Origin of the sequence: Peredibacter starrii, from assembly GCF_034259205.1 — a bacterium.
In the GTDB taxonomy this organism is placed as follows: Bacteria; Bdellovibrionota; Bacteriovoracia; order Bacteriovoracales; family Bacteriovoracaceae; genus Peredibacter; species Peredibacter starrii.
Map to the genome: position 1 here is coordinate 1,130,974 of NZ_CP139487.1, position 19,893 is coordinate 1,150,866.

At 43.6% G+C, this 19,893-nt stretch carries 22 protein-coding genes; 17 read left to right on the forward strand and 5 right to left on the reverse strand.

Annotated elements, in window-relative coordinates; all coding sequences use genetic code 11:
- The first annotated feature begins 20 nt into the window (after window positions 1-20).
- A complete protein-coding gene (locus tag SOO65_RS05655; protein WP_321398224.1) occupies window positions 21-875 on the forward strand; it encodes an HNH endonuclease in 855 nt (284 codons plus the stop codon).
- Here the strand turns inward: SOO65_RS05655 and SOO65_RS05660 are convergent.
- Window positions 862-1,272 (reverse strand): hypothetical protein, encoded by a 411-nt coding sequence (locus SOO65_RS05660; protein ID WP_321398226.1) that lies wholly within the window; start codon window positions 1,270-1,272, stop codon window positions 862-864. The two genes, SOO65_RS05655 and SOO65_RS05660, sit on opposite strands and share 14 nt — an antisense overlap.
- Before the next feature lie 14 nt (window positions 1,273-1,286).
- On the reverse strand, window positions 1,287-3,032 hold the full coding sequence (gene nadE, locus SOO65_RS05665) for an NAD(+) synthase (RefSeq protein ID WP_321398228.1): 1,746 nt from the start codon (window positions 3,030-3,032) through the stop codon (window positions 1,287-1,289).
- Window positions 3,033-3,109: 77 nt separating this feature from the next.
- On the opposite strand from nadE, the gene trmFO reads away from it, so the two are divergent.
- From trmFO to SOO65_RS05690, 5 genes are read left to right on the forward strand one after another with little or no spacing between them, the layout of a single operon-like run.
- Window positions 3,110-4,465 carry a methylenetetrahydrofolate--tRNA-(uracil(54)-C(5))-methyltransferase (FADH(2)-oxidizing) TrmFO gene (gene trmFO, locus SOO65_RS05670; RefSeq protein ID WP_321398230.1) on the forward strand — a complete coding sequence of 452 codons (1,356 nt, stop codon included), beginning with the start codon at window positions 3,110-3,112 and terminating at the stop codon, window positions 4,463-4,465.
- Window positions 4,466-4,468: 3 nt separating this feature from the next.
- Window positions 4,469-5,371 (forward strand): DMT family transporter, encoded by a 903-nt coding sequence (locus SOO65_RS05675; protein ID WP_321398232.1) that lies wholly within the window; start codon window positions 4,469-4,471, stop codon window positions 5,369-5,371.
- 1 nt (window position 5,372) lies between these two features.
- Window positions 5,373-6,425, forward strand: coding sequence for a glycosyltransferase family protein (locus SOO65_RS05680; protein ID WP_321398234.1), 1,053 nt, complete (start codon window positions 5,373-5,375; stop codon window positions 6,423-6,425).
- A gap of 35 nt (window positions 6,426-6,460) precedes the next feature.
- On the forward strand, window positions 6,461-6,913 hold the full coding sequence (locus tag SOO65_RS05685; protein WP_321398236.1) for a hypothetical protein: 453 nt from the start codon (window positions 6,461-6,463) through the stop codon (window positions 6,911-6,913).
- Window positions 6,910-8,016, forward strand: coding sequence for a hypothetical protein (locus tag SOO65_RS05690; RefSeq protein ID WP_321398238.1), 1,107 nt, complete (start codon window positions 6,910-6,912; stop codon window positions 8,014-8,016). The genes SOO65_RS05685 and SOO65_RS05690 overlap by 4 nt, the downstream gene beginning before the upstream one ends.
- Before the next feature lie 2 nt (window positions 8,017-8,018).
- Here SOO65_RS05690 and SOO65_RS05695 read toward each other — a convergent pair whose 3' ends face one another.
- Window positions 8,019-8,531: a Hint domain-containing protein gene (locus SOO65_RS05695; protein ID WP_321398240.1), complete on the reverse strand. Its 513-nt coding sequence runs from the start codon at window positions 8,529-8,531 to the stop codon at window positions 8,019-8,021.
- A gap of 49 nt (window positions 8,532-8,580) precedes the next feature.
- On the opposite strand from SOO65_RS05695, the gene SOO65_RS05700 reads away from it, so the two are divergent.
- Window positions 8,581-8,994 (forward strand): hypothetical protein, encoded by a 414-nt coding sequence (locus tag SOO65_RS05700; RefSeq protein WP_321398242.1) that lies wholly within the window; start codon window positions 8,581-8,583, stop codon window positions 8,992-8,994.
- On the opposite strand, the gene SOO65_RS05705 is transcribed toward SOO65_RS05700, so the two are convergent.
- Window positions 8,987-9,991, reverse strand: coding sequence for a DHH family phosphoesterase (locus tag SOO65_RS05705; RefSeq protein WP_321398244.1), 1,005 nt, complete (start codon window positions 9,989-9,991; stop codon window positions 8,987-8,989). The two genes, SOO65_RS05700 and SOO65_RS05705, sit on opposite strands and share 8 nt — an antisense overlap.
- A 26-nt stretch (window positions 9,992-10,017) precedes the next feature.
- On the opposite strand from SOO65_RS05705, the gene SOO65_RS05710 reads away from it, so the two are divergent.
- The 10 genes from SOO65_RS05710 to SOO65_RS05755 all read left to right on the forward strand — a co-directional run bounded on the left by SOO65_RS05710 (window position 10,018) and on the right by SOO65_RS05755 (window position 19,380).
- The gene (locus SOO65_RS05710; RefSeq protein WP_321398246.1) at window positions 10,018-10,992 is read left to right on the forward strand and encodes an ABC transporter ATP-binding protein; all 975 of its coding nucleotides are present in this window, start codon (window positions 10,018-10,020) and stop codon (window positions 10,990-10,992) included.
- Window positions 10,989-11,744 (forward strand): ABC transporter permease, encoded by a 756-nt coding sequence (locus SOO65_RS05715; RefSeq protein WP_321398248.1) that lies wholly within the window; start codon window positions 10,989-10,991, stop codon window positions 11,742-11,744. Before SOO65_RS05710 ends, SOO65_RS05715 begins: the two co-directional genes overlap by 4 nt.
- Window positions 11,744-13,279: a GldG family protein gene (locus SOO65_RS05720; protein WP_321398250.1), complete on the forward strand. Its 1,536-nt coding sequence runs from the start codon at window positions 11,744-11,746 to the stop codon at window positions 13,277-13,279. Before SOO65_RS05715 ends, SOO65_RS05720 begins: the two co-directional genes overlap by 1 nt.
- The gene (locus SOO65_RS05725; RefSeq protein WP_321398252.1) at window positions 13,276-14,583 is read left to right on the forward strand and encodes a hypothetical protein; all 1,308 of its coding nucleotides are present in this window, start codon (window positions 13,276-13,278) and stop codon (window positions 14,581-14,583) included. Before SOO65_RS05720 ends, SOO65_RS05725 begins: the two co-directional genes overlap by 4 nt.
- Window positions 14,584-14,588: 5 nt before the next feature.
- Entirely contained in the window at window positions 14,589-15,239 is a 651-nt protein-coding gene (locus SOO65_RS05730; protein ID WP_321398254.1) for a hypothetical protein, read from the forward strand.
- Window positions 15,240-15,382: 143 nt separating this feature from the next.
- Entirely contained in the window at window positions 15,383-16,006 is a 624-nt protein-coding gene (locus SOO65_RS05735) for a thymidine kinase (RefSeq protein ID WP_321398256.1), read from the forward strand.
- Window positions 16,007-16,056: 50 nt separating this feature from the next.
- Window positions 16,057-16,860, forward strand: coding sequence for a uracil phosphoribosyltransferase (locus SOO65_RS05740; protein WP_321398258.1), 804 nt, complete (start codon window positions 16,057-16,059; stop codon window positions 16,858-16,860).
- A gap of 14 nt (window positions 16,861-16,874) precedes the next feature.
- A complete protein-coding gene (hpt, locus tag SOO65_RS05745; RefSeq protein WP_321398260.1) occupies window positions 16,875-17,405 on the forward strand; it encodes a hypoxanthine phosphoribosyltransferase in 531 nt (176 codons plus the stop codon).
- Entirely contained in the window at window positions 17,392-18,405 is a 1,014-nt protein-coding gene (locus tag SOO65_RS05750; RefSeq protein ID WP_321398262.1) for a GHMP family kinase ATP-binding protein, read from the forward strand. The genes hpt and SOO65_RS05750 overlap by 14 nt, the downstream gene beginning before the upstream one ends.
- Window positions 18,406-18,414: 9 nt before the next feature.
- Window positions 18,415-19,380 carry a hypothetical protein gene (locus tag SOO65_RS05755; protein WP_321398264.1) on the forward strand — a complete coding sequence of 322 codons (966 nt, stop codon included), beginning with the start codon at window positions 18,415-18,417 and terminating at the stop codon, window positions 19,378-19,380.
- Here SOO65_RS05755 and SOO65_RS05760 read toward each other — a convergent pair.
- Window positions 19,349-19,864, reverse strand: coding sequence for a hypothetical protein (locus SOO65_RS05760; RefSeq protein ID WP_321398266.1), 516 nt, complete (start codon window positions 19,862-19,864; stop codon window positions 19,349-19,351). The genes SOO65_RS05755 and SOO65_RS05760 overlap by 32 nt on opposite strands.
- Between the last annotated feature and the right edge of the window lie 29 nt (window positions 19,865-19,893).

Below are 19,893 nucleotides of genomic sequence, written 5' to 3' on the forward strand. Positions count from 1 at the left end.
TTTTCCGTATTGTTTCTAGCATGAGACTAAATCATCTTGCAAATAAAATTTTACTGAGTGATACGAAAAAGTTGGCCGGAGCTGAGAGAGAAGCCACTGTGAAACTTCTTCATCACTTAAAAGAAATAGATAAGAGAAAGCTTTACTGCGATTTAAAGCACTCTTCCTTATTCGCGTACTGTGTTCATGAATTAGGTTACTCAGAAGGTGCGGCCCATAGACGAATCGTGGCAGCACGTGCTCTGGCGGAGATGCCAGAAATTGAAAAGAAAATCGAAGATGGAAGCTTGAATCTCACAAATATTTCATTGGTGAATCAATTTATTGATGATCCTATTCAAAAACGTGAAGTCTTTAAAGAAATTGAAAATTTAACTAAGAATGAATGCGAACAAAAATTGTTCGAGATAACCGGCAAAGAAGAAAAACCAAAAGATAAAAAGAAGCGCATTTCAAAGAATAAAATCCAAGTCGCGTTTGTTCTGTCAGATGAAACGATGGAGTTGGTGGAACAACTCAAAAATCTTCTCGGAAAAGAAATGGAGATGGATCAGTTAATTCAGTTCATGGCAAAGAAGGCCATTGAATCAGTGGAAAAAACGAAGTTCAAACAAACAAAACCTCGCCAATCACTTTCGCCAGCGAAAGTAGGAAGAGCAATCCCGGCCTCGGTAAAACGAACAGTTTATGGGCGAGATAAGAAATGCACCAATTGCGGGACAACTCATAACTTGAATTATGACCACATCATTCCATATTCAATGGGAGGACCAAGTTCAGTCGAGAATTTAAGACTTTTATGTAGGGAGTGTAATCAGCGAGGACGAATAAAAGCGGGGCTCAGGGCCCCGCCGAAAACGATTAGGCTTTTTTAGAAACTTTCTTTGTGGCTTTTTTTGAGGCCTTGGCAACTTTTTTACGAACAGCTTTCTTCGTAGCGGGAACAGTTGCTTTTTTAGCTGGGGCCTTGGTCTTACGAGCAGACTTGATTAGCTTTTCAAGCTTAACTTGAAGAGCGTCGAGTTCTTTCTTGTGACCATCGAGAAACTTTTTAGCTTTCTTTTCGATATCGGCTCTTTCTTTTTTGAGCTTCTTCTTCACTTCTTGAAGATCTTTATTAACACGCTTACCAAGGTCGGTTTGTGCGTCCTTAACCATAAGGTTAAAGCTCGATTTAAGGTCGTTTACATTAACGTCGGCAATGAAAGTTTCAATGTTAGATTTGATCTCGTTGATCTTACCAATAACTTTGTTTTTTGCTTCTTCGTTCATATTTCCTCCCAGGTTCAAAATTGGTAGCTAATATTTTTGCTCATCGGCATACGGTAACCAAAACCAAAGCTTTTTGCCTTCACTTTTAAGATCGGGCAGAACTGAGCTCTTTTATACTCTGATTTGAGATAAAGATTAAGTACCCTTGTAATTTCTGTCTCAGTAAATCCCGCTTCGAGTAGCTGCTTCTTACCTAAACGATAACTCAAAATCCCTTCAAGCATTGGATCCAGACGATCATAAGGCGGAAGTGAGTCCTGATCCAGTTGATTTTCACGCAATTCGGCCGATGGGCCGCGCTTAATAATGCCCTCTGGGATGTAGTTCCCATGATGCTTATTCACATATTCGGCCAAACGGTAAACTTCGCTCTTAAATAGGTCTCCCAAAAGGGAAATAGCACCCACAGAGTCCCCATACTGAGTCGAGTACCCCACCGCGAGCTCCGACTTATTTGAAGTATTGATCACCATCGCCCCGGTCTGATTTGATCGCGTGTATAACAAAGTCCCGCGCAAACGACTCTGAACGTTCTCATCAGTAAGCCCTTGGAAAGGCTCCTGAAAGTTCTGTGTGAAAGCATTTTTAACTGCAGAATGAAGAAACTTAATTGGAAAATAAGAAAGCTTAATCCCCAAACGGCGGCACATATCTTCGGAAAGCTCAGTACTCACTGGAGAAGAGAACACACTCGGCATATAAATCGCTTCAAAGCTCTGACCGGGTCTTAACCCAATTTTGACTAAGGCCAAAACCAAGGCCGAATCCATCCCACCGGAAAGAGCGACCAGGAACTTTTTGAAACCACTTTTCGTGGCATATTCCTGAAGACCAAAAATCAGGGCCTTCATGACTTCTTCACATTCTTCATCCGTCCAAACTTTCAAAGTTGCCGGACGAGATTCCATATTAAGTCTAGGCGAGAAAAGACCTTCCCAGGTGTTCTCCGCTTTAATTTCTGGTTTTTCAGAGTAGCTGCCTGAGATTTCTTCCAGTGCCACCGTCTTAGATTCCGCTTCAAACGACTTCATTTCAAGCTGAAGCTTTGAACCGGCCATGATGAAACTTCCACCATCAAAAAGAATTTCATCCTCTCCACCAACACGGTTCACATAAACGAAAGGACAACCAAACAGAAGAGAAATATTGCGAGCACGATCAAAACGTTTTTTCTTTTTGGCCGCCTCAAAAGGAGAAGCAGATAAATTAATTACCGCCGCAAGTTTAAGCCCTTTCTTCTGAACTTCATCATGCATCAGTTTACATGGATCAAGTTCATGAACACTCGAGGCCCACATATCTTCACAAATCTGCAGCCCAAAAAGCTGCCCATTAAATTCATAAAAAGCCGTTTCAGTTCCCGCCGAAAAATATTTTTGCTCATCAAAGATGTCGTAGTTCGGTAGCAGGCGTTTTGAATATAAATTCTTCAAACCCACACCCGGAACCACTTCATAAATCACATTGGTAATCTTCTTCGGAAACCCATTGTTCTCCATCTCATAATGAAGTCCACCAATCAAAGCACGCCAAGAACCCGAAGCTTTTTTCGCCCAAAGATCCAGATCGTTCAAATATTCCAAATAGCTTTCAATGAAAGGTCGCTGAAGCACCAAGTCCTGAAGAGGGTAACCAGTGAGGTAAAGCTCTGGAAAAACGTGCAGGCCATCGCCTTTTAATAGCTCAACCGTCGACTGGAAAATCGCGTCGAAGTCCGCCAGAGTATGATGAGTTTGATGAAGGATCAGATTCGTTTTCATATTGACACATTGCCTAAAAAGAAGGTATTTGAGGACCTCCAGATTATACAAAAAAAGATCACAAAAAGAGAGTACTCATGCAGAAATCCGCCACAACTCGTGTTCTTGTAATTGGGGCCGGCCTTGCTGGTTCTGAGGCGGCCATGTTTTTGGCCAGAAATGGTGTGCATGTCGTGCTGATCGAGGCCAAAGCTCTCAAATTAAATCCGGCACAGAAGATTCCAACTTTCGCAGAACTTGTTTGTACCAATTCACTCAAGTCACTTGATCCATATTCGGCCCACGGACTTCTAAAATCCGAAATGAAGGCGATGGGATCATTCATTATCCAAGCTGCTGAGAAACATGCGGTTCCGGCCGGAGACGCTCTGGCAGTTGATCGTGAAAAATTCTCAGCAGAAATCACTGAACAATTGAAAGCTCACCCTTTGATTCAAGTGGTAGACCTCGAAGCTGCCAATCCAATTGAGCTGAAAGAAAAATTTGAGTGTCAGTACGCCATCGTGGCCACTGGCCCACTTACCACGAAGGCCCTAGAAGACTGGATTCTGAAAGAAGTTTCAGGAGACGATTTTTATTTCTACGACGCCATCGCTCCAGTGGTGGACGCTGATACACTTGATCTTTCAAAAATGTATTTCAAAGATCGCCACAAGGAAATGGAAGAGGGCGGAGATTATCTCAACTCTCAAATGACCAAAGAGCAATATTACGCTTTCATTGAAGAACTAAAAAACGCTGAGAAAGTTCAGCCGAAAGAGTTTGAAGATTGGAAGTTTTTTGAATCATGTCTTCCAATTGATCTCATGGCAGAACGTGGCCCGGATACCGCCCGCTTCTCTTGTATGAAGCCAGTGGGTCTTGAGCCTGACATTAACGGCAAGTGGCCATTTGCGGTGGTTCAACTTCGTAAAGAAAACCTTCTTGGGTCGGCCTACAACTTAGTAGGTTTCCAGACCCGTCTTACTTATAAAGAACAAGTGCGTGTATTCCGCATGATCCCGGGTCTAGAGGAAGCGAGCTTCATTCACCTTGGTTCATGTCACCGTAACTCGTTCTTGAATGCCAGAAAACTTTTGGATTTCGATCTTAAGTCGAAGAAATTCCCAGAGGTCTATTTCGCGGGCCAGATCACAGGAGTTGAAGGTTATACCGAATCAGCTTCGATGGGTCTGTATGTGGCCTTCCAATTGCTTCGTCGAATTAAAGGCGAAGAGGCGATCCATTTCCCGGTTGAGACCGCGATGGGGGCACTGGTGAACTACATCATGACCATTGAGAAGCCATGTCCTTCGAACATTAACTTTGGACTCCTGCCTTCAATCGAGTTTACCCGTGAGATGAAAAAGGCCGGCGGTAAGAAACTTAAGAAAGAACTGGTGGCCAAGCGTGCACAAGAAGTTTTCCAAAGCTTTTTTTCCACGTTAAGATAACCCATGGCTGGAACCCTTCTTGTAATTATCGCATGTCTCTTTTGGGGCTTAGACACCCTGATTCGCTATCCACTCGTGGAGCGCGGAATTCATCCTATCACCATCGTTTTCTACGAACACATGGTGCTGGTGGCGATTTTCTCATTGGGCCTCATTCCTGCCATTAAACGTATCGGCGAATTAAAGCTCGCAGACGTTTTTAGTTTCTTTATTATCGGTGGTATCGGTTCCGCGATTGCGACTGTTGCCTTCACTGAATCGTTTCAATATTTAAATCCTTCATTGGTAATCCTGCTGCAGAAACTGCAACCGATTGTGGCGATCATTCTGGCCGCCATAGTTTTAAAAGAAGAAATTCAAAAGCAATTCATCATCTGGGCCGCCGTTTGTTTAATTGGCGGACTCCTCGTGAGCTCTCCCGATATCGAACGCTTCTATCACCTGATGCGCAGTAACTTTGGTGCCGTCACTTCAGATGCGGCAGTTAAAGGTTATGGTCTCGTGGCCATTTCAATTGTGGGTTGGGGGGCGACGACAGTATTTGGAAAGCGTCTTTCAATGGTGGGCTTTGAACCAAAATCCATCATGGCCGGTCGTTTCTTAAGCGGTCTTTTGGTGCTGATTCCCTTCGTTCAATGGAACCGCAGCCTCATTCTTCCAAGTGGGGAAGACTATCTTCGCATTCTTATCATGGTGATCATCTCGGGTGCTCTTGCCATGTGGTTTTATTATCAGGGCCTGAAACGTCTTTCAGCTAAGACAACTGCCATTGCAGAAATGTTCTTCCCATTTTTTGCCATCATCTTTAACTGGATCTTCCTGGGGAAACAACTCTCGGAAGTTCAACTCGTGGGTGGTGGAATTCTTATTTTCGGCTCACTCGTTATTCAATTAAAGAAGTACTAATATGAAAACCGCCATTGCCATCGATTCTCTGTTATCTCGTGATGATTCTATCTTCTTGTTAGAGATGGTTTTAAATATTTATCCGAATTCAGAGATCTATACCATTGCTCACAAGCAAGGTGGCATTCTTGGTCAGATTGAAACTCGTCCTATTGTTTCTTCTTTCCTGACTCATAAAGCGAAAGACATTTCGGTCTTTAAAAAGAACTTCTGGATCATGCCTTCAGCAGTGAAGGCGATTCCCCTTCATTCTTCAATTGAGAAAGTCATTGTACTAAGCCGTGGTTATATTCATGGACTGACTCTGCCTTCACACGTTGAGCGCTTCCTTTATATCATGGACTGGGGTCTGATTGATCAAGCAAATCTTGGTTTCCAGAAGCTCTTCGCGCCTTACGTAAACGATTGGCGTGAGAAGGCCCTTCGTAATTATCCAAAAATCGCTGTAAGCTCCGAGACGCTTAAAACGTTCCTGGAACTTCCAAACGCAGAAGTCATTGCTCCTACTTATAGAACAGAAGAATATCCATTTGTTCGTGATGAAGACCATAACTTCATGTTCACGCACCACTTGATTTACACTCATGACCTGACCGTTGCTGAGTTCAGAACAATCGCCAAGGTCCTTCTTTCTAAAGGCGAGACGGTTCGTATCATGGGCCCAGATGCTCATCTTGAATCAGTTAAAAAAGAATTTCCTGCACTGGAATTTGCCGGAGACCACTGTGAAGCGACCAGTGCGCTTTATTCGCATCAAGCGAAAGCAATCTGGGACTTCTCGAAAAACTTTTTCCCATCTAAGGCCTTCGGAGCTTTTGCCACTGGAAGACCAGCAGTTGTGCGCGATTTAAAATTAAATCGCGAGTATCTGACCACTGGTGCTCATTTCCTTAAAGATTTCTCTGAGGCCTCAATTGCGGCCATCCGTGAAGAAGTAGAAGGTAGCTACATGAGTCAGGACCGTAAAGTGTTACGTCGTCTAGGACTTAAGTGGAACGAACGTCTCTTTAAATCGCGTATGGTTAAATTTCTAGACCGCCGAGCTGAATCTTAAGATTCAATAAATGAGCTTGATGCTAGTATTTCGCCATGAAAATTCTAGCCTTGCTTATAGTGCTCGTCGCTTGCACCCATAGAGTTCCGACCCGAAGAAATGATTTTCGTCTCATCAAGCAGGACGGATTTCTTTTCTCTAATATTTATGTAAATCCAACTGAACTAAAAAAAGACAGTGAGCGCATTCACATTGATTATTTCGTGGTCGTAAAGAACCTGGAAGACAGAGCGAGGCTCATCAATTTAGATGGAGCTACAATCACCATAGGTCTTAGAACTGTTCCCATTGCTTGCTCATCACATGCTAAAAACCAGATGAGCTTTTCACTGGCCCCTTCAGAAACCATGGGGATTGATTGCAAAATTGAGCTCAAAAAACAAGAAGGCGTATTCCAAATAGGGGACTTTAAATCAGTGATCCAAATTCCTCTTGAGGAGTCAAAGGCCCGCTTCACTTATCTTTTAAGAGCGGAGGACTTCGAATGAAATACCTTCTTCTCTTGTTATTTCTTAGTACCAGTGCTTTTGCCCGTGTGAATTATGTGGCACCCATCGCAATTGGAGCGACCCTTGCTGCATCTGCAGTGGGAAGCCATGAGGCCATCTACCGCGCACTCATTCAGCACGAATTAAAAAACTGGTCACGCCCGGAAACTGGAACCAGTGTGCGTCTTGAGAATCAATGTGGCGTGAATGCGGAATTTCACTTGGCCGGAAATAGCAGGGACAATTTCCTCTTGTTAGGAATCGCCAACACGCTTCCCAATGAAGTCGTGATTAAAAACAGCGACATAAAATTTGTCTATGATAATAAACGGGACCGGTTCCCGGGTTTTCGTAATGACGTTTCCGACAGCAAAATCTCTTCTGGCTGGTGGCAAGTTACTTGGATCCCTTTCCCATCAAAGGATGAATTCAAGAAAGTAGACCACATTAAAGTCGAGGTGCCAGTATGGGACGCGGCCACTCGAGAAACCTGTATTATCAGCACCTCTTTTGAGAGAACGGGCCACAATCATGTTGAAGACCAATCTTACTCTGCTGTTGAATTGATGCTGGATGGAGGATTTCCCATCGGTCAGTATGGAGATATCAAAGAGCTTGGTGGACCTAGTAGTATTTTGGCCTTCGAAATCAACTTCTATCTAAATGCTCACCATGGTGTGGGTGTGGTTTTTTCGAATGAATATGACTTTGACGGAAGTGATAATCCAAAAATCATTAATGAGTTTGATGAGAGACGTAATTATAGTGCAGGTATAAGTTTCATTGGAGCTCAGTACGTTTATCGTCACTTTTTTACTCAGAACCTATACTTCACTTATGGGCCGGGCATTGGGGTGCAATTCATTGAAGACTTAAAAGAAAACGATCGCAATAATCGCGAGTCTTCAACTACATTCGCGTTTTCAGAAAAGCTCATGCTCAACTGGCGTTTCTATCAGTTTCAGGCGGCAAACTATCAAATGATGGATTTTGTGACGGGGTTTGGAGTCATTCACCACTGGGCCCCGAGCGTTGAAGTCAACGGTCAGGACCTGAGTGGAAATAGATTGAATTTTCTTTTTAGAGTTGGTTTTGGTTTTTAAAACTATTCTTTAACTTCCGCTGGAAGCCCCATCCATCCACGAGTCAGAGAATAACCGCCAACTGAAATTCCGTTGGCAAAATAAAGATGATCATTCACATCTTCGACTGTTGGGCCGAAAGAGAGAAGCGAAACATCCGTACTTACAAAAACGAAGCTGATGGACACCACCTGAAGGGGACCATTCTGACCGTGAAGGACATGCCCTGCTTTAACTTTCTTCGCCTGAATCAGCTTGCGGTTTGAAAGCTGAAGCACTTGATCCTTATCGCAGACCAGGGTATTTCCCCCTTCCGTTGTAATGTAGAACATCGCTTGCTCATTGGCCTCATGATAGACGCCGTTGACTCTTTTAAAAGTCTGATCCGAAGCGAGGATCTCATCACCAGGAAGAAGATGTCCCATCGGCACCGAGAAGTTTCCACTGAGGATCACCTTGGTGTTTGAGAGCATCTGGGCCCAGGCATTGGTTTGTAGGATAGTAACTAGGAGTGAGAGGATAAAATATTTTTTCATATAATTATGTTACTAGAAAAAGTTATAATAGGGCAAATTGAGGGAATGCATGATTTATAGAGGCTTTAACGATAGAGAAGTAAGTAAAATCACAGAAATTTTGGAACGTAATGGTGTTCAATTCGCTGTGGGCGTACCCAATGAAGCCATGGATCATATCAATGATAAGACCAAACGCGTGAACCATAAGTTCATGGACAGTATCATGCAGTTTGAAATTGAAAGCGCTGAGTTTGATAAAATCTCTCCTCAGGACATTCAAAAGCTACTCGATCTACGCATTTATCGTGAAGAAGAGTCACCATTCACTGAAGAAGAACTGGCCAATGCCGGAACGGAAACAGATCACATTTCGCCAAGCCGGCCCACCAAAGAACAAACGGCGATGAATAGATGGGCATCAGTTTTGATGATTGTTGGTGTAGCGATCTATGCGGCCTTTAAAACGGGAATTTTTAAGTAACAGACATCTTTTTCAGGGCTTCTTCGACTTTTTTTATAGCTCGGTCAATCACGTGTTCGGTGGTTTCACCTGGTTCACGATTCAGAATAGTCGCGGCCGAATGCGAGTGACCTCCGCCACCTAAGGCAAGGGCAATCGTTCCCACATCATATTCACCCGAAGAGCGAAGGCTCATCTTGATGTGGTCACCATCATCACGGAACATACAAGCAACTTTGATGTTATTCAAAACAAGTAAGTTATTGATGAAAGCGTGAGTGTCTTCCACGTCACCTGCGTATTTATCAATGTCTTCTTTTTTAAGAAGCATCCAGGCGATGGTTTCATCTTTATTGGTAGAAGCGGTATTCAAAATACTCGCAAGTAAATGCATATGATGAACGCGTTTCGTACCATAAATACCGTTGTAGGCCTCTGGAGGATTAATTCCAGTGTCCATCAGTTTTGCCACCAATTTGTGAGTTGAGGCAGAAACAGTGGGGTATCTGAAAGAGCTGGTATCAATAATGATCGAAGTATAAATCGGAAGTGCGATCTTCTTAGTGAACTTAACTCCCAAAGACTCAATCATCTCACCAATCATTTGACCTGTGGCCGCAGCGGTCACATCAATACAATGATCGGACAAATCACGACCGCGACAAGGGTGGTGATCGATATAGAGCACAGGAATGGCATCACCAATGTAATGACAGATTTGATGGCCAGCACGAAGTTTTGTGTTCGTATCAACCACAATCATTAAATCTGGTTTGAAATCTGGATGTTTCGCAAAGAAATCTTTGAAACCGTAAACGACCTTATCTTGGTCAAGGTAACGATAGCGCTCCAGAAGAGGCTCTTCATTGACACAGTAAACTTTCTTTCCATACTCGCGTAGAGCGAGGCAGAGTGAAATCTCTGATCCAATGCCGTCAGCATCAGGATACTCATGCGTAGTAATGAGAATCCGCTCTGCTACTTGAATTCTTGACTTAAAAGTATCTAAAATGGTCATAGTAAAGTTTCTGATCTTTTCGGCACTTGGCCCGCGAACTAGAGAGCGATCTCACAGATTGTATGGTGATTATGGATAAAATACTAGTAGTTGACGGAGTTACTAAGGAATACCCAGGGCGAGTTGCGGTTTCAAAGCTCAGTTTTGAGGTTAAAAAGGGTTCCATTCATGGATTTTTGGGCCCTAATGGTGCGGGTAAGTCCACTACTATGAAGATGATTGCAGGTCTACTGCCTGTCTCTTCAGGATCTATCACCCTGTTTGGCGAAACTGTTCAACCAGATAACCTAACGCTCAAAAATAAAATTGGTCTTCTTCCAGAAAATGCTCCTGTCTATCTCGATCAGACTGTCGAGCAGTACTTAAAACTTGTGAGTAAACTTCACGGAGTAAAACATGTGAAGGACCAAGTAGATAAGGTCATGACTGATCTATCTCTTCTTGATGTGAGAAAGCGCCTTATTGGAAATCTCTCAAAAGGTTATAAGCAAAGAGTGGGTCTGGCCCAGGCGATTGTTTATGATGCTCCTTTCTTGATTTTGGATGAACCTACGAATGGTCTTGATCCACAGACAGTGGTGGAGCTTCGAGAATTCATTAAAAAATTATCCGCAGAAAAAACGATTCTTTTCTCTTCACACGTTCTCCCGGAAGTGGAGCAGCTGTGTGATCAGATCACGATCATTCACCAGGGAAAAATTCGCGCCACTGGGGACCTTCATGAAATTCATCAGAAGTTTCGCCAGGGTCTGGTGATGAGAATTGGAATCGGCCAGCAAGAGTCTCTTCCTGATTTAAGTTCATTCGGAAAATACGACATCACTCATGAAAACATTGTGGGCAAGGAAAAGCAGTATCACCTGACTTTCCAGGATGACCGCGATGCTCGTGCAGAAATCGCAAAATATCTCATGAATAAAGGTCTTAACCTTTATACGCTTCAGGTTGAGTCTCCGGAATTAGAGGACATCTTCCTACACGTAACGGAGTTGAAAAAATGATTTGGACATTGTGGAAAAAAGAGCTGGAGTCCTATTTCGCTTCTCCATTGGCCTATGTATTAGTTGGATTATTTTCACTCATTAGTGGTGTGATCTTTTTTAACTTACTGGCGACTTACACGGACGGGATTCAGGCCATCCCTCAAAACATGGCCCAGGAGATCTCATTTGTAGAAGAAGTGGTTTTGCGCTTATTCGCTAACATCAACTTTTTGATGCTGGTCTTTATTCCCCTAATCACCATGAGACTTTTCTCAGAAGAGAAGCGCCTTGAAACAATTGATCTCTACTGGCTTGCTCCCGTTCGCGAATGGCAAGTGGTTCTCTCAAAGGGACTAGCGGCCTTTACTTTAATCATCGCCATGCTTGTGATGACCGGTATCTTTCCACTCATTATCTGGGGAGTAGGTGTTCGTGATTTCTCCCTTCTTGGGACAGCGTACTTAGGTGTGGCACTCAATGCTCTTTGCTACATTGCTCTCGGTCTATTCTGTTCATCTCTTTCAGGAAACCAAATCATCGCGGCCCTTCTTTCAGTCCTAGGAATCATGTTCCTCTGGATGATCACCTGGGGCGGACACTTAAATTCAAACTTCCTGGTTGCTGAAATCTTTACCTACATTGGAATCACCTCTCACTTTGAGCGTATCCTTCGTGGGCTCATTGGTACTCAAGACATTATCTATTATTTAACTTTCATCTTCTTATTCGGCTTTCTAACCGTGAAGAGTTTGGGCCGGAGGAACTGGTAATGAGAAATTGGCTCTTCCCATTATGGGTCATTATTGATGTTTTAGTTTTCCTCACAGCGATGGCCCTTTGGATTGCGGCCCCTGAATATAAGACCCTAAACATTGGTCTTACGGTTTTTGCCACAGCTTTGGGCTTCTTATTAATGTTTGCGAAGTTTGAAGAAATCAAAACTTACGTTCGTAGCTCATACTTTGAAAAAGTGCTCTTCCACGGAATCAACGTACTCCTCGTGGTCTCTATCCTGGGTGTAGCAAACTATCTTGGAAATAAAAACTACAAGGAATTCGACTTAACCAAAGAGAAAAGAAACAGCCTGACGGATCAGACGGTAAAAGTTCTCGATATGGTGAAGTCTCCGCTTAAAATGACAGTATTTGCTCGTCGTGAAGAGTGGAACGGAATTCTAAATCTTCTGAAACTCTATGTTGCCCAAAATAAAAACATTAAACTCGAGGCGATTGATACGGATCTTCGTCCGGATTTAGTGAAGGCAAAAGAGATCACTCAGAACGGAACTGTGGTGCTGGATTATCAAGGTAAAGAGTCTCAATTCCCAGTGATCGATGAGTTGTCAGTGACAAATGCGCTTTTGAAGGTCCTTCGCACTGAAAAAATCGTGCTCTACTTTGTGACTGGCCACCAGGAACTTAGTTGTGAAGAGAAGTCTCCTGAAGGCATTTCAGTTCTTTGTGAAAAACTTCGTCTTCAAAATTATGAATTAAGACCACTGGAACTCACGAAAGTTGACCGAGTTCCAAAAGACGCTACCGCGGTTTTCGTTTTGGGCCCTATCTCAGGCTTTCTTCCTCAGGAAGCAAACCTAATTAAGGAATACCTCAACACTGGCGGAAGCTTCTTCCTTGCTCTGGCACCGGCCTTTAAATCTGAGCTTTACGATAATCTCACGAAGCTCATGGAGCCATACGGACTTGAACTTGGAAAGGACGTGGTAATTGATCGCCTGTCGACAGTTCAAGGCGCAGAGGCGACCATTCCTATTATCAGCAACTACGATAATCAACATCCCATTACTGAAGGCTTTAACCTTCGTACGGTTTTCCCTCTAAGTTCATCAGTGAGAACGATCAAAGGAAAAGACAGCGCACAACTTCTGGCCACGACCTCCAACTTCCCAGGCAGCTGGGCAGAAACAAATCTTAAAGGTGTGACTGAAGGGAAGGCGGAATATAACGAGAAATCAGATCTCAAAGGTCCTATTGGTCTTTTAGGGATTTCTGAACTCGCGATTCCAAATACTCCGCGTGATTCTCGCGTGGTCCTTCTTGGATCTAGTTCATTCCTCGTGAACGCTTATCAGGCCCAGGCCGGCAACACGACTCTTTTCTTAAATACGGTTTCATGGATGGTGGATGATGAAGGAATTATTTCGTTCAATCGTCCGGGCCTTGAAGAGCCACCTGTGATTTTATCAGCTCAACATTTACAAATGATCTTTGTTATCTCAATTCTGGTCGTTCCGATTATCTTCTTTGGAACGGCAATTTTTGTGTACCGTAGACGGCGCTTACTATGAAAAAAAATCTGGTTCTCTTTGGTGTTCTTCTTGTTCTTTTAGTTGCGACTTATTTTTTCCAGGAGAAGAGGGCAGAGCGTGAGTATGTTGAATCTCAGACCCGTGATCGCGTGATCACGCAAGAGATCACTCATCTGAAGCTCCCTAATGTTGAGGCCACCAAAAAGAACGGCAGCTGGTACAGTGGTGACGTTCTTCTTTCACACAACACTTTTAAGCAGATTGAGAAAAAACTTTCTGAAGTGAGTCGAGTAAAAGACATTCAGGGAGAATGGGCGACCTATTTCCCTCATCCCTTTCAATTTGAAGTAAACCACGAGCAGTGGACCATCGGAGACCTATCTCTCGATAAGCAGGCCTTCTACATCGCTCAAGGTAAGAAGATCATGCTCGCTGAGATCGTGGGCGAAAGTACCCATCTCACTCAAGATGAAACCGAGATCGCGAGTATCAAGCTCAATGAACTTGTGACCGCTCTTTCAAAACCAATGAAAGACATGAAAGAGAATCAGCTTTTCCGTTTCTATCCGAATCTTCCCTTTGGGCAAGTGGTATTGGAGACTGAGGGCTCGCTTCCTTTCGAACTTGATTTAATTAAAAACGAGACTCAACCAACTCCTTTTCCTGGTATCAGTGTTCATAAGGATCTTAAAGGAAAGTTCTACTCACTTCTGACTCAAATGACGTTAAAAGAAGAAGTGGACTTCAAGACACTTAAGAAGTTTAAGCAAATGGGCTCAATCAAGTTCATCGATCCCAAGAATACTGTCGTGTGGGAGCTATGGCTTAAAGACGACAAATCCGCTGACGCCTATATCGTTGATCCAGGCGGGAAGCGTGCATTTCTCATGGTGGGTGGTACTCTTCGTGCTTTCTTTATTCACCTTCAGGACTACTGGGACAAAAAAGTCATTCCACCGGAAGACTTTAAGTCCTTTACGCGTACCGATGCTGAATTTGTTCAAGGTGATAAAAGTGCCAAGGTGACGATCCTTAATCGTGAACCTCTGGCCTTTGAAGTGAAAGGCTTCAAGGTTGAGCAGCAGAGAATGGAGCAGCTTATTCACTTCATTTTCAACTTAGGTCCTCAGGATCAGGCCGATCGAATTTCCAATCTTTCTAAGACTGAAAGACAGCAGGTGCTTTCTGAAAACAATCTTCGGATTGAAGTTATGGGACAGCAGTTGGTTCTATGGCGAAAGGCCCAAGAGCTGATAGTGGTCAATCTCACTCAAGGATTTAAGGCCCATTTCAATCTTCTGGATGAAAATTTTCGCGGTACTTTTGAAGATGTGTTAAAGTGACATTGATGAAAACAATGGGTCAATTGATCGAAACTTACCTCACAGTACTGGTGCATCCTTTCAGGATTCATCAACAGTTTCGTCATCAGCTTTCATTGCCAGAGCAGGGTGGAGTGGTTCACGAACCATTAACTCTTCCAGAGGCCCTGGGCATTTCTTGGATCTTTGCGATCATGCGTGGTCTTTGCAAGATCATCATTCTGAATTATTTCCTGCAGTCCTTCTTAAACATGCAAAGTGAGTCGTTTCCTTTCTTGCAAGAGATGCTTAAGAGTTCAGGTTCATCTACTTATTACTTTCTTCTTTTCTCTGCTGCACTTGATATTATCTTTTTTCCCATCGCCACGATCGTTCTGACTGAGTTCTGGGCATGGGTGATCAGAAAATATTCGGGATGGTTAAATCCTGATCTTCCAGCAGAAGAAATTGCTGATCAAATTACCACTCACGCTTTGAGTTCAAATCTCTTTAACATCATCCCATTCATTGGGGACCTGATTCAGTCAGTGGTGTACTACTTTTTGATGTACGCAGGCCTTCGCTCGAATCTTGGCGCATCACGTTCACTTGCTTGGGTTATTCTTTTAACTCCAACTATTTTTGGTTTAATGCTCCTAAGTCTCTTATTTTTCACAATTTTTTATTTAGTGGCCTAAAAAGAGTCTCTTATTTTTTCTTACGGCCATGCGAAATCAAACCGTTAAGAAACGGCCTTTCATTGTCATAGTTTCGATTCTTTGAAATTATCGATCCACACACACACTAGTATTTTTGCTTTTTTTTCGAGGAGACCCCGCTGATGACGCACCAGTATTTTCATGGATCGATTGAGGTAGTTTGTGGGCCAATGTTCTCTGGAAAGACTTCGGAGCTCATTCGCCGTGTAGAGCGCGCACAAATTGCTAAGCAACGCGTTCAGATTTTTAAGCCTGCCATTGATACTCGCTACGACGCTGAAGGTGTGGTTTCTCACACGTCTCGTTCGGTTAAAGCTGAGCCAGTGGAAAGCGCTGTTGATATTCTAATCCGTCTTAAAGATTCAACTCGCGTAGTAGCGATTGATGAAGTTCAGTTCTTTGATGAGGCCATCTCTACAGTTGTTGTGAAGCTCGCAGCTCGCGGTTACCGCGTGATTTGCGCAGGTCTTGACCTCGACTACCGTGCCCAGCCATTTGGCCCAATGCCAACACTTCTGGCAGTTGCTGATGAAGTGATGAAGATCCATGCTATTTGTACAGTATGTGGCGCTCCTGCCAGCCGTACTCAGCGTCTTTCTAAGTCAAAGGCCCAGGTTCTTCTAGGCGAAACTGACGCTTATGAAGCGCGTTGCCGTGGCCACTACCAGTATGATGAGGCCGAAGAGCAGACTCTTCTTCCGCTTCAAGAAGAAATCCGTCCGCTCGCTGGTCAACTTTCTAATTAAGAGACATTTCTTTTTTCTCCGTGCTATCCTTTTTTCTTCACGAGGATAGCATGGCGAAAGATTCCCAATTCGAACATTTGAGTTTTACCCCAAGTGAGTTTAAGCACCACTACGGTCCAAACGTACACTTGGTTTCTTCACCTTTGATGCTTTCGCTTTTAGCAAAGCTTGGTCGTCCTGATACTCATCAACCACAGATCAATGAACTGGTAGGAATGATGTATTCCCACTTAATTGATCACGTGATTGATCAGATCTTTCCAAGAAAGTTCACGAAAGTTGAAACGCGCATGCAGGCCCACTTCGAAGGCGAGATCGTAGATCCAAGTACCCCATGCGTGAGTGTAGATCTGGCCCGGGCCGGAACTCTGCCTTCACATTATTGCTACAATAAATTGAATTATCTCATGGACCCAACTGGCGTTCGCCAGGATCACTTCTATGTCGCTCGTGTGAGTGATGAGAATGGACAAGTCACAGGGATCAACGTTTCTGGATCAAAGATCGGTGGTGGCGTAGATAAAGCAATCGTCCTTTTCCCAGACCCAATGGGTGCCACGGGTGGAACGATTGTTGAGGCCTATGAGCACTACAAAAATAAAGTAGGCGGCACACCTCTTAAGATGGTGGCCCTGCATTTAATTATCACGCCTGAATATCTGGCGAAGGTTACTAAGGCCTGTCCTGATCTCGAGATTTTCGCTCTGAGAATCGACCGCGGCCTTTCTTCGGAAGCTGTTCTTAAAACAGAATTCGGAAAAAACTGGAAAGAAGAAAAAGGTTTAAACAATCATCAATACATTGTCCCAGGTGCCGGTGGTTTAGGAGAGATCCTGAACAACTCATACTGTTAGGACACGGAGGATCTATGGAACTTTATACACCTGAAGCTTTGATCGGAGAGGAAGAAATCGCTCTTCGTATTGAGGCCCTTGGTAAGGCCATCACTCAAGACTTCGAAAATGAAGATCTGGTTGTGATCTGTGTTCTTAAAGGTGCTTTCATGTTTTGCTCGGACCTGATTAAGAAAATCAATCGTCCACTCAAACTGGAATTCATCTCGCTTTCTAGTTACGGAGACTCGACTAATAGCTCTGGTAACGTTCGTCTTGAGATGGACATCACCGCCAATATTGAAGGAAAAAATGTCATCATCGTTGAAGACATTGTAGACACGGGTTTAACGATTAAAACTCTGATGGAACTTCTTTCAGTTCGTAATCCAAAGACAGTGAAGCTTGCTTCGCTTCTTTTTAAACCAGTGAAGCTTAAGCACAAGGTAAACATTGATTACCTTGGTTTTGAAATCGAAGACAAATTTGTAATTGGTTACGGTCTGGATTATGCCGGCCGCTACCGTGAACTACCATACATAGGAATTTTGAATGCAGGTAACTAATACTGGAAGCGTGCGAGTTGATCTCGTAGGTGGAACTCTCGACATTGAGCCGATCAACCTTATTATCAAGAACGTTGTGACCCTAAACGTGGCAACTGGTCTTAAAGCATCAGTGAGTCTTACAAAGACCGCTTTTGACGGCGTTGAAATTCACTCTGCTGACTACAATAAGACATACAAATATACATCGGCCGAACTTACTGAAGACCGTGTGGTTTATTCTCGCGACTTCGCTGAGATGACTTTCGTGCTTCAGATTCTTCGTCTCTTCAATATCAACTCACATATCAAACTTGATCTTTCTTCAGGTGCTCCTGCTGGTTCAGGTCTTGGTGGTTCATCCGCCATGGGTGTGACTCTTTACCGCGCTCTTTGTAACTTCACCGGTTACAACTATGACCGTCACACGGCAGTTATGAGAGTGAAAGCAGTTGAAAGCCGCATCCTGAATCAAGGGATGGCGGGTTACCAGGATTATTTCCCGGCCCTTACTGGCGGTGTTCTTGCAGTTAAAGGCATCGAAGGAGAAATCAAGGTTGAGCAGCTTTTCACTGACGAGCTAAAAGAAATTCTTGAAAAGCACCTGGTGCTTATTTCATCTAAACAATCACGTGCATCAGGGATCAATAACTGGGAAGTTTATAAGGGCTTCTTTGATAAGAAACCTGAAGTGATCGATGGTCTAACTCGCATTGCTGAGATCTCACACGCTTGTTATGAAGCGCTTAAGACCAAGCAGTGGGACAAGATGCTTTCACTCATCGCTCAAGAGGGCGAGCAGCGTGAGAAACTTTTCCCTGGCATCACGACCGATAAAATTCGTCAGTTTACTTCCGAGCTTAAAAAAGACGGAAATGTGATAGGATTAAAAATGTGTGGAGCTGGTGGTGGAGGTTGTTTCATCCTGGTTCACAAAGGCATTGATCCTAAAGTGATTGAGGCCCGCGTGAAAGAACACGGAATGGAAATTCTTCCTTTCAAAGTAGAGGCCCCACTCTAAAGGAACCAATTGGGAAACCCAATTAGAAACGTTGCAGGTATGAGCTTAGGCGGAGGGAGAAAAGAGAACTTCTTTTTCTCTCTCCTCGAGTATTACCCTGAGAAAAAACGCTGGTTCTTAAAATCTCTCCATCAAGTTAAAGACGAAGACATCCGCGATCGAGATGAAATCATTACGTCTTGGGTGGAAACTTATTGCTTGAAGCAACTGGTGGTAGACTTTCCCTTGAGCCGCCCACCGTGTGAGGCATCATGCCTTCCTAACTGCGAAGGAGCGAGTGTTTGTCCTCGCCATCAGGTGCAGGAAGTACGCGCAGAAATGAAAGAGCTTCTGGATGAAGACGCTCATTTTCAGAAAACCAATCCAAAAAGATATGAACAGGAACGAGTGGCCTCACTTGAAGTGGACTACTCTAAAAACCTGTTAAAGAAGAACACTGATGAGCACATGCTCTCACGCTCTTTTAAACGCAAACTCAGAAAAGGCTTCACGCCATACTGGCATCGTCCGATCGATTTTTGGGTCTGGAAAAATTACTACGATCAGCTTCTGGAAGTTTTCAAAAACTCTTATGAGTCTTTTGGTAACGTGTCCTTCATGCTGCTTTCGCGATTAAATTATCTTCTAAGACATCTTCCGAAAGATCTGACGATGTATGAATCCAATATTCAGATTTGTTTATTGGAACTCTATCGTGCTCGAATTGTGAGTAAGTCTCTTCTGCTTCAATTGTTTGATCTGGATATGGCGAGTTCCGCTCGTGAGCAGATTATCCTGAACATTGAAAAACACATGGAGATCTTCATCTACGAGAATGATCTGGAGACCATCATCAAGAATTCAAATGCCTTTGATTCCTTCATCCTTTCGGTGGTAGGACAAAGAATGCTCATGAATGGACTGCGAGAAATTCCAGAGTGGGGGAACACTGATGGCGGAAACTTTATTGTGCCGATGTTCCATCTGCAGGGATAGCATCCGTCGTTTCATACTTCAGAACTTTCACTCCAAAGTAGAGATAGATATAAACGAAGATCGTTAGGATGTTGTACACCATCCAACCGGCACCTAGTCCTGCCTGATCCACCACAAAGCTCAGACCAAAAATGGCCGCAGTCAGGGTATAGAACAGCACATAGCCTTGCGCCCAGAGTTTCGCTCGAAGGTAGAAGAAATAGAAAAACAGGTTATTCACCAGCACGAGAAACAAAAAGAAATAGAACGTGTTGTTAATAAAGCCGGCCATGCCATTAATGGTCTCTTGAGAGAAATCTTCCAGAAGAAGGTTGCTCTGGCGGATCGACTGATGAACCAGCATGGTAGAGAGGTCTTTCTTTAGCCAGTAGAGCTTCAGATAGTAGGTATTGATGATGTCCAGAATAATCAGGACGAATACAGCGCCGACAACAAATCGACGTGGTCCTACCTTCATAAAATGGGCCTTAATTTTCTCCATCATGGCCGAAAGTTTAACTTAATTATTGCAGG

Bases quoted from the DNA above. Each gene is read 5' to 3' on its own strand.
- SOO65_RS05720 (WP_321398250.1), top strand. From the start codon at position 11,744: ATGAGAAATTGGCTCTTCCCATTATGGGTCATTATTGATGTTTTAGTT.
- SOO65_RS05695 (WP_321398240.1), bottom strand. From the start codon at position 8,531: ATGAAAAAATATTTTATCCTCTCACTCCTAGTTACTATCCTACAAACC.
- SOO65_RS05690 (WP_321398238.1), top strand. From the start codon at position 6,910: ATGAAATACCTTCTTCTCTTGTTATTTCTTAGTACCAGTGCTTTTGCC.
- SOO65_RS05750 (WP_321398262.1), top strand. From the start codon at position 17,392: ATGCAGGTAACTAATACTGGAAGCGTGCGAGTTGATCTCGTAGGTGGA.
- SOO65_RS05740 (WP_321398258.1), top strand. From the start codon at position 16,057: ATGGCGAAAGATTCCCAATTCGAACATTTGAGTTTTACCCCAAGTGAG.
- SOO65_RS05730 (WP_321398254.1), top strand. From the start codon at position 14,589: ATGAAAACAATGGGTCAATTGATCGAAACTTACCTCACAGTACTGGTG.
- SOO65_RS05725 (WP_321398252.1), top strand. From the start codon at position 13,276: ATGAAAAAAAATCTGGTTCTCTTTGGTGTTCTTCTTGTTCTTTTAGTT.
- hpt (WP_321398260.1), top strand. From the start codon at position 16,875: ATGGAACTTTATACACCTGAAGCTTTGATCGGAGAGGAAGAAATCGCT.
- SOO65_RS05760 (WP_321398266.1), bottom strand. From the start codon at position 19,864: ATGATGGAGAAAATTAAGGCCCATTTTATGAAGGTAGGACCACGTCGA.
- SOO65_RS05685 (WP_321398236.1), top strand. From the start codon at position 6,461: ATGAAAATTCTAGCCTTGCTTATAGTGCTCGTCGCTTGCACCCATAGA.
- SOO65_RS05715 (WP_321398248.1), top strand. From the start codon at position 10,989: ATGATTTGGACATTGTGGAAAAAAGAGCTGGAGTCCTATTTCGCTTCT.
- SOO65_RS05675 (WP_321398232.1), top strand. From the start codon at position 4,469: ATGGCTGGAACCCTTCTTGTAATTATCGCATGTCTCTTTTGGGGCTTA.
- SOO65_RS05705 (WP_321398244.1), bottom strand. From the start codon at position 9,991: ATGACCATTTTAGATACTTTTAAGTCAAGAATTCAAGTAGCAGAGCGG.
- nadE (WP_321398228.1), bottom strand. From the start codon at position 3,032: ATGAAAACGAATCTGATCCTTCATCAAACTCATCATACTCTGGCGGAC.
- SOO65_RS05700 (WP_321398242.1), top strand. From the start codon at position 8,581: ATGATTTATAGAGGCTTTAACGATAGAGAAGTAAGTAAAATCACAGAA.
- SOO65_RS05660 (WP_321398226.1), bottom strand. From the start codon at position 1,272: ATGAACGAAGAAGCAAAAAACAAAGTTATTGGTAAGATCAACGAGATC.
- SOO65_RS05680 (WP_321398234.1), top strand. From the start codon at position 5,373: ATGAAAACCGCCATTGCCATCGATTCTCTGTTATCTCGTGATGATTCT.
- SOO65_RS05655 (WP_321398224.1), top strand. From the start codon at position 21: ATGAGACTAAATCATCTTGCAAATAAAATTTTACTGAGTGATACGAAA.
- trmFO (WP_321398230.1), top strand. From the start codon at position 3,110: ATGCAGAAATCCGCCACAACTCGTGTTCTTGTAATTGGGGCCGGCCTT.
- SOO65_RS05735 (WP_321398256.1), top strand. From the start codon at position 15,383: ATGACGCACCAGTATTTTCATGGATCGATTGAGGTAGTTTGTGGGCCA.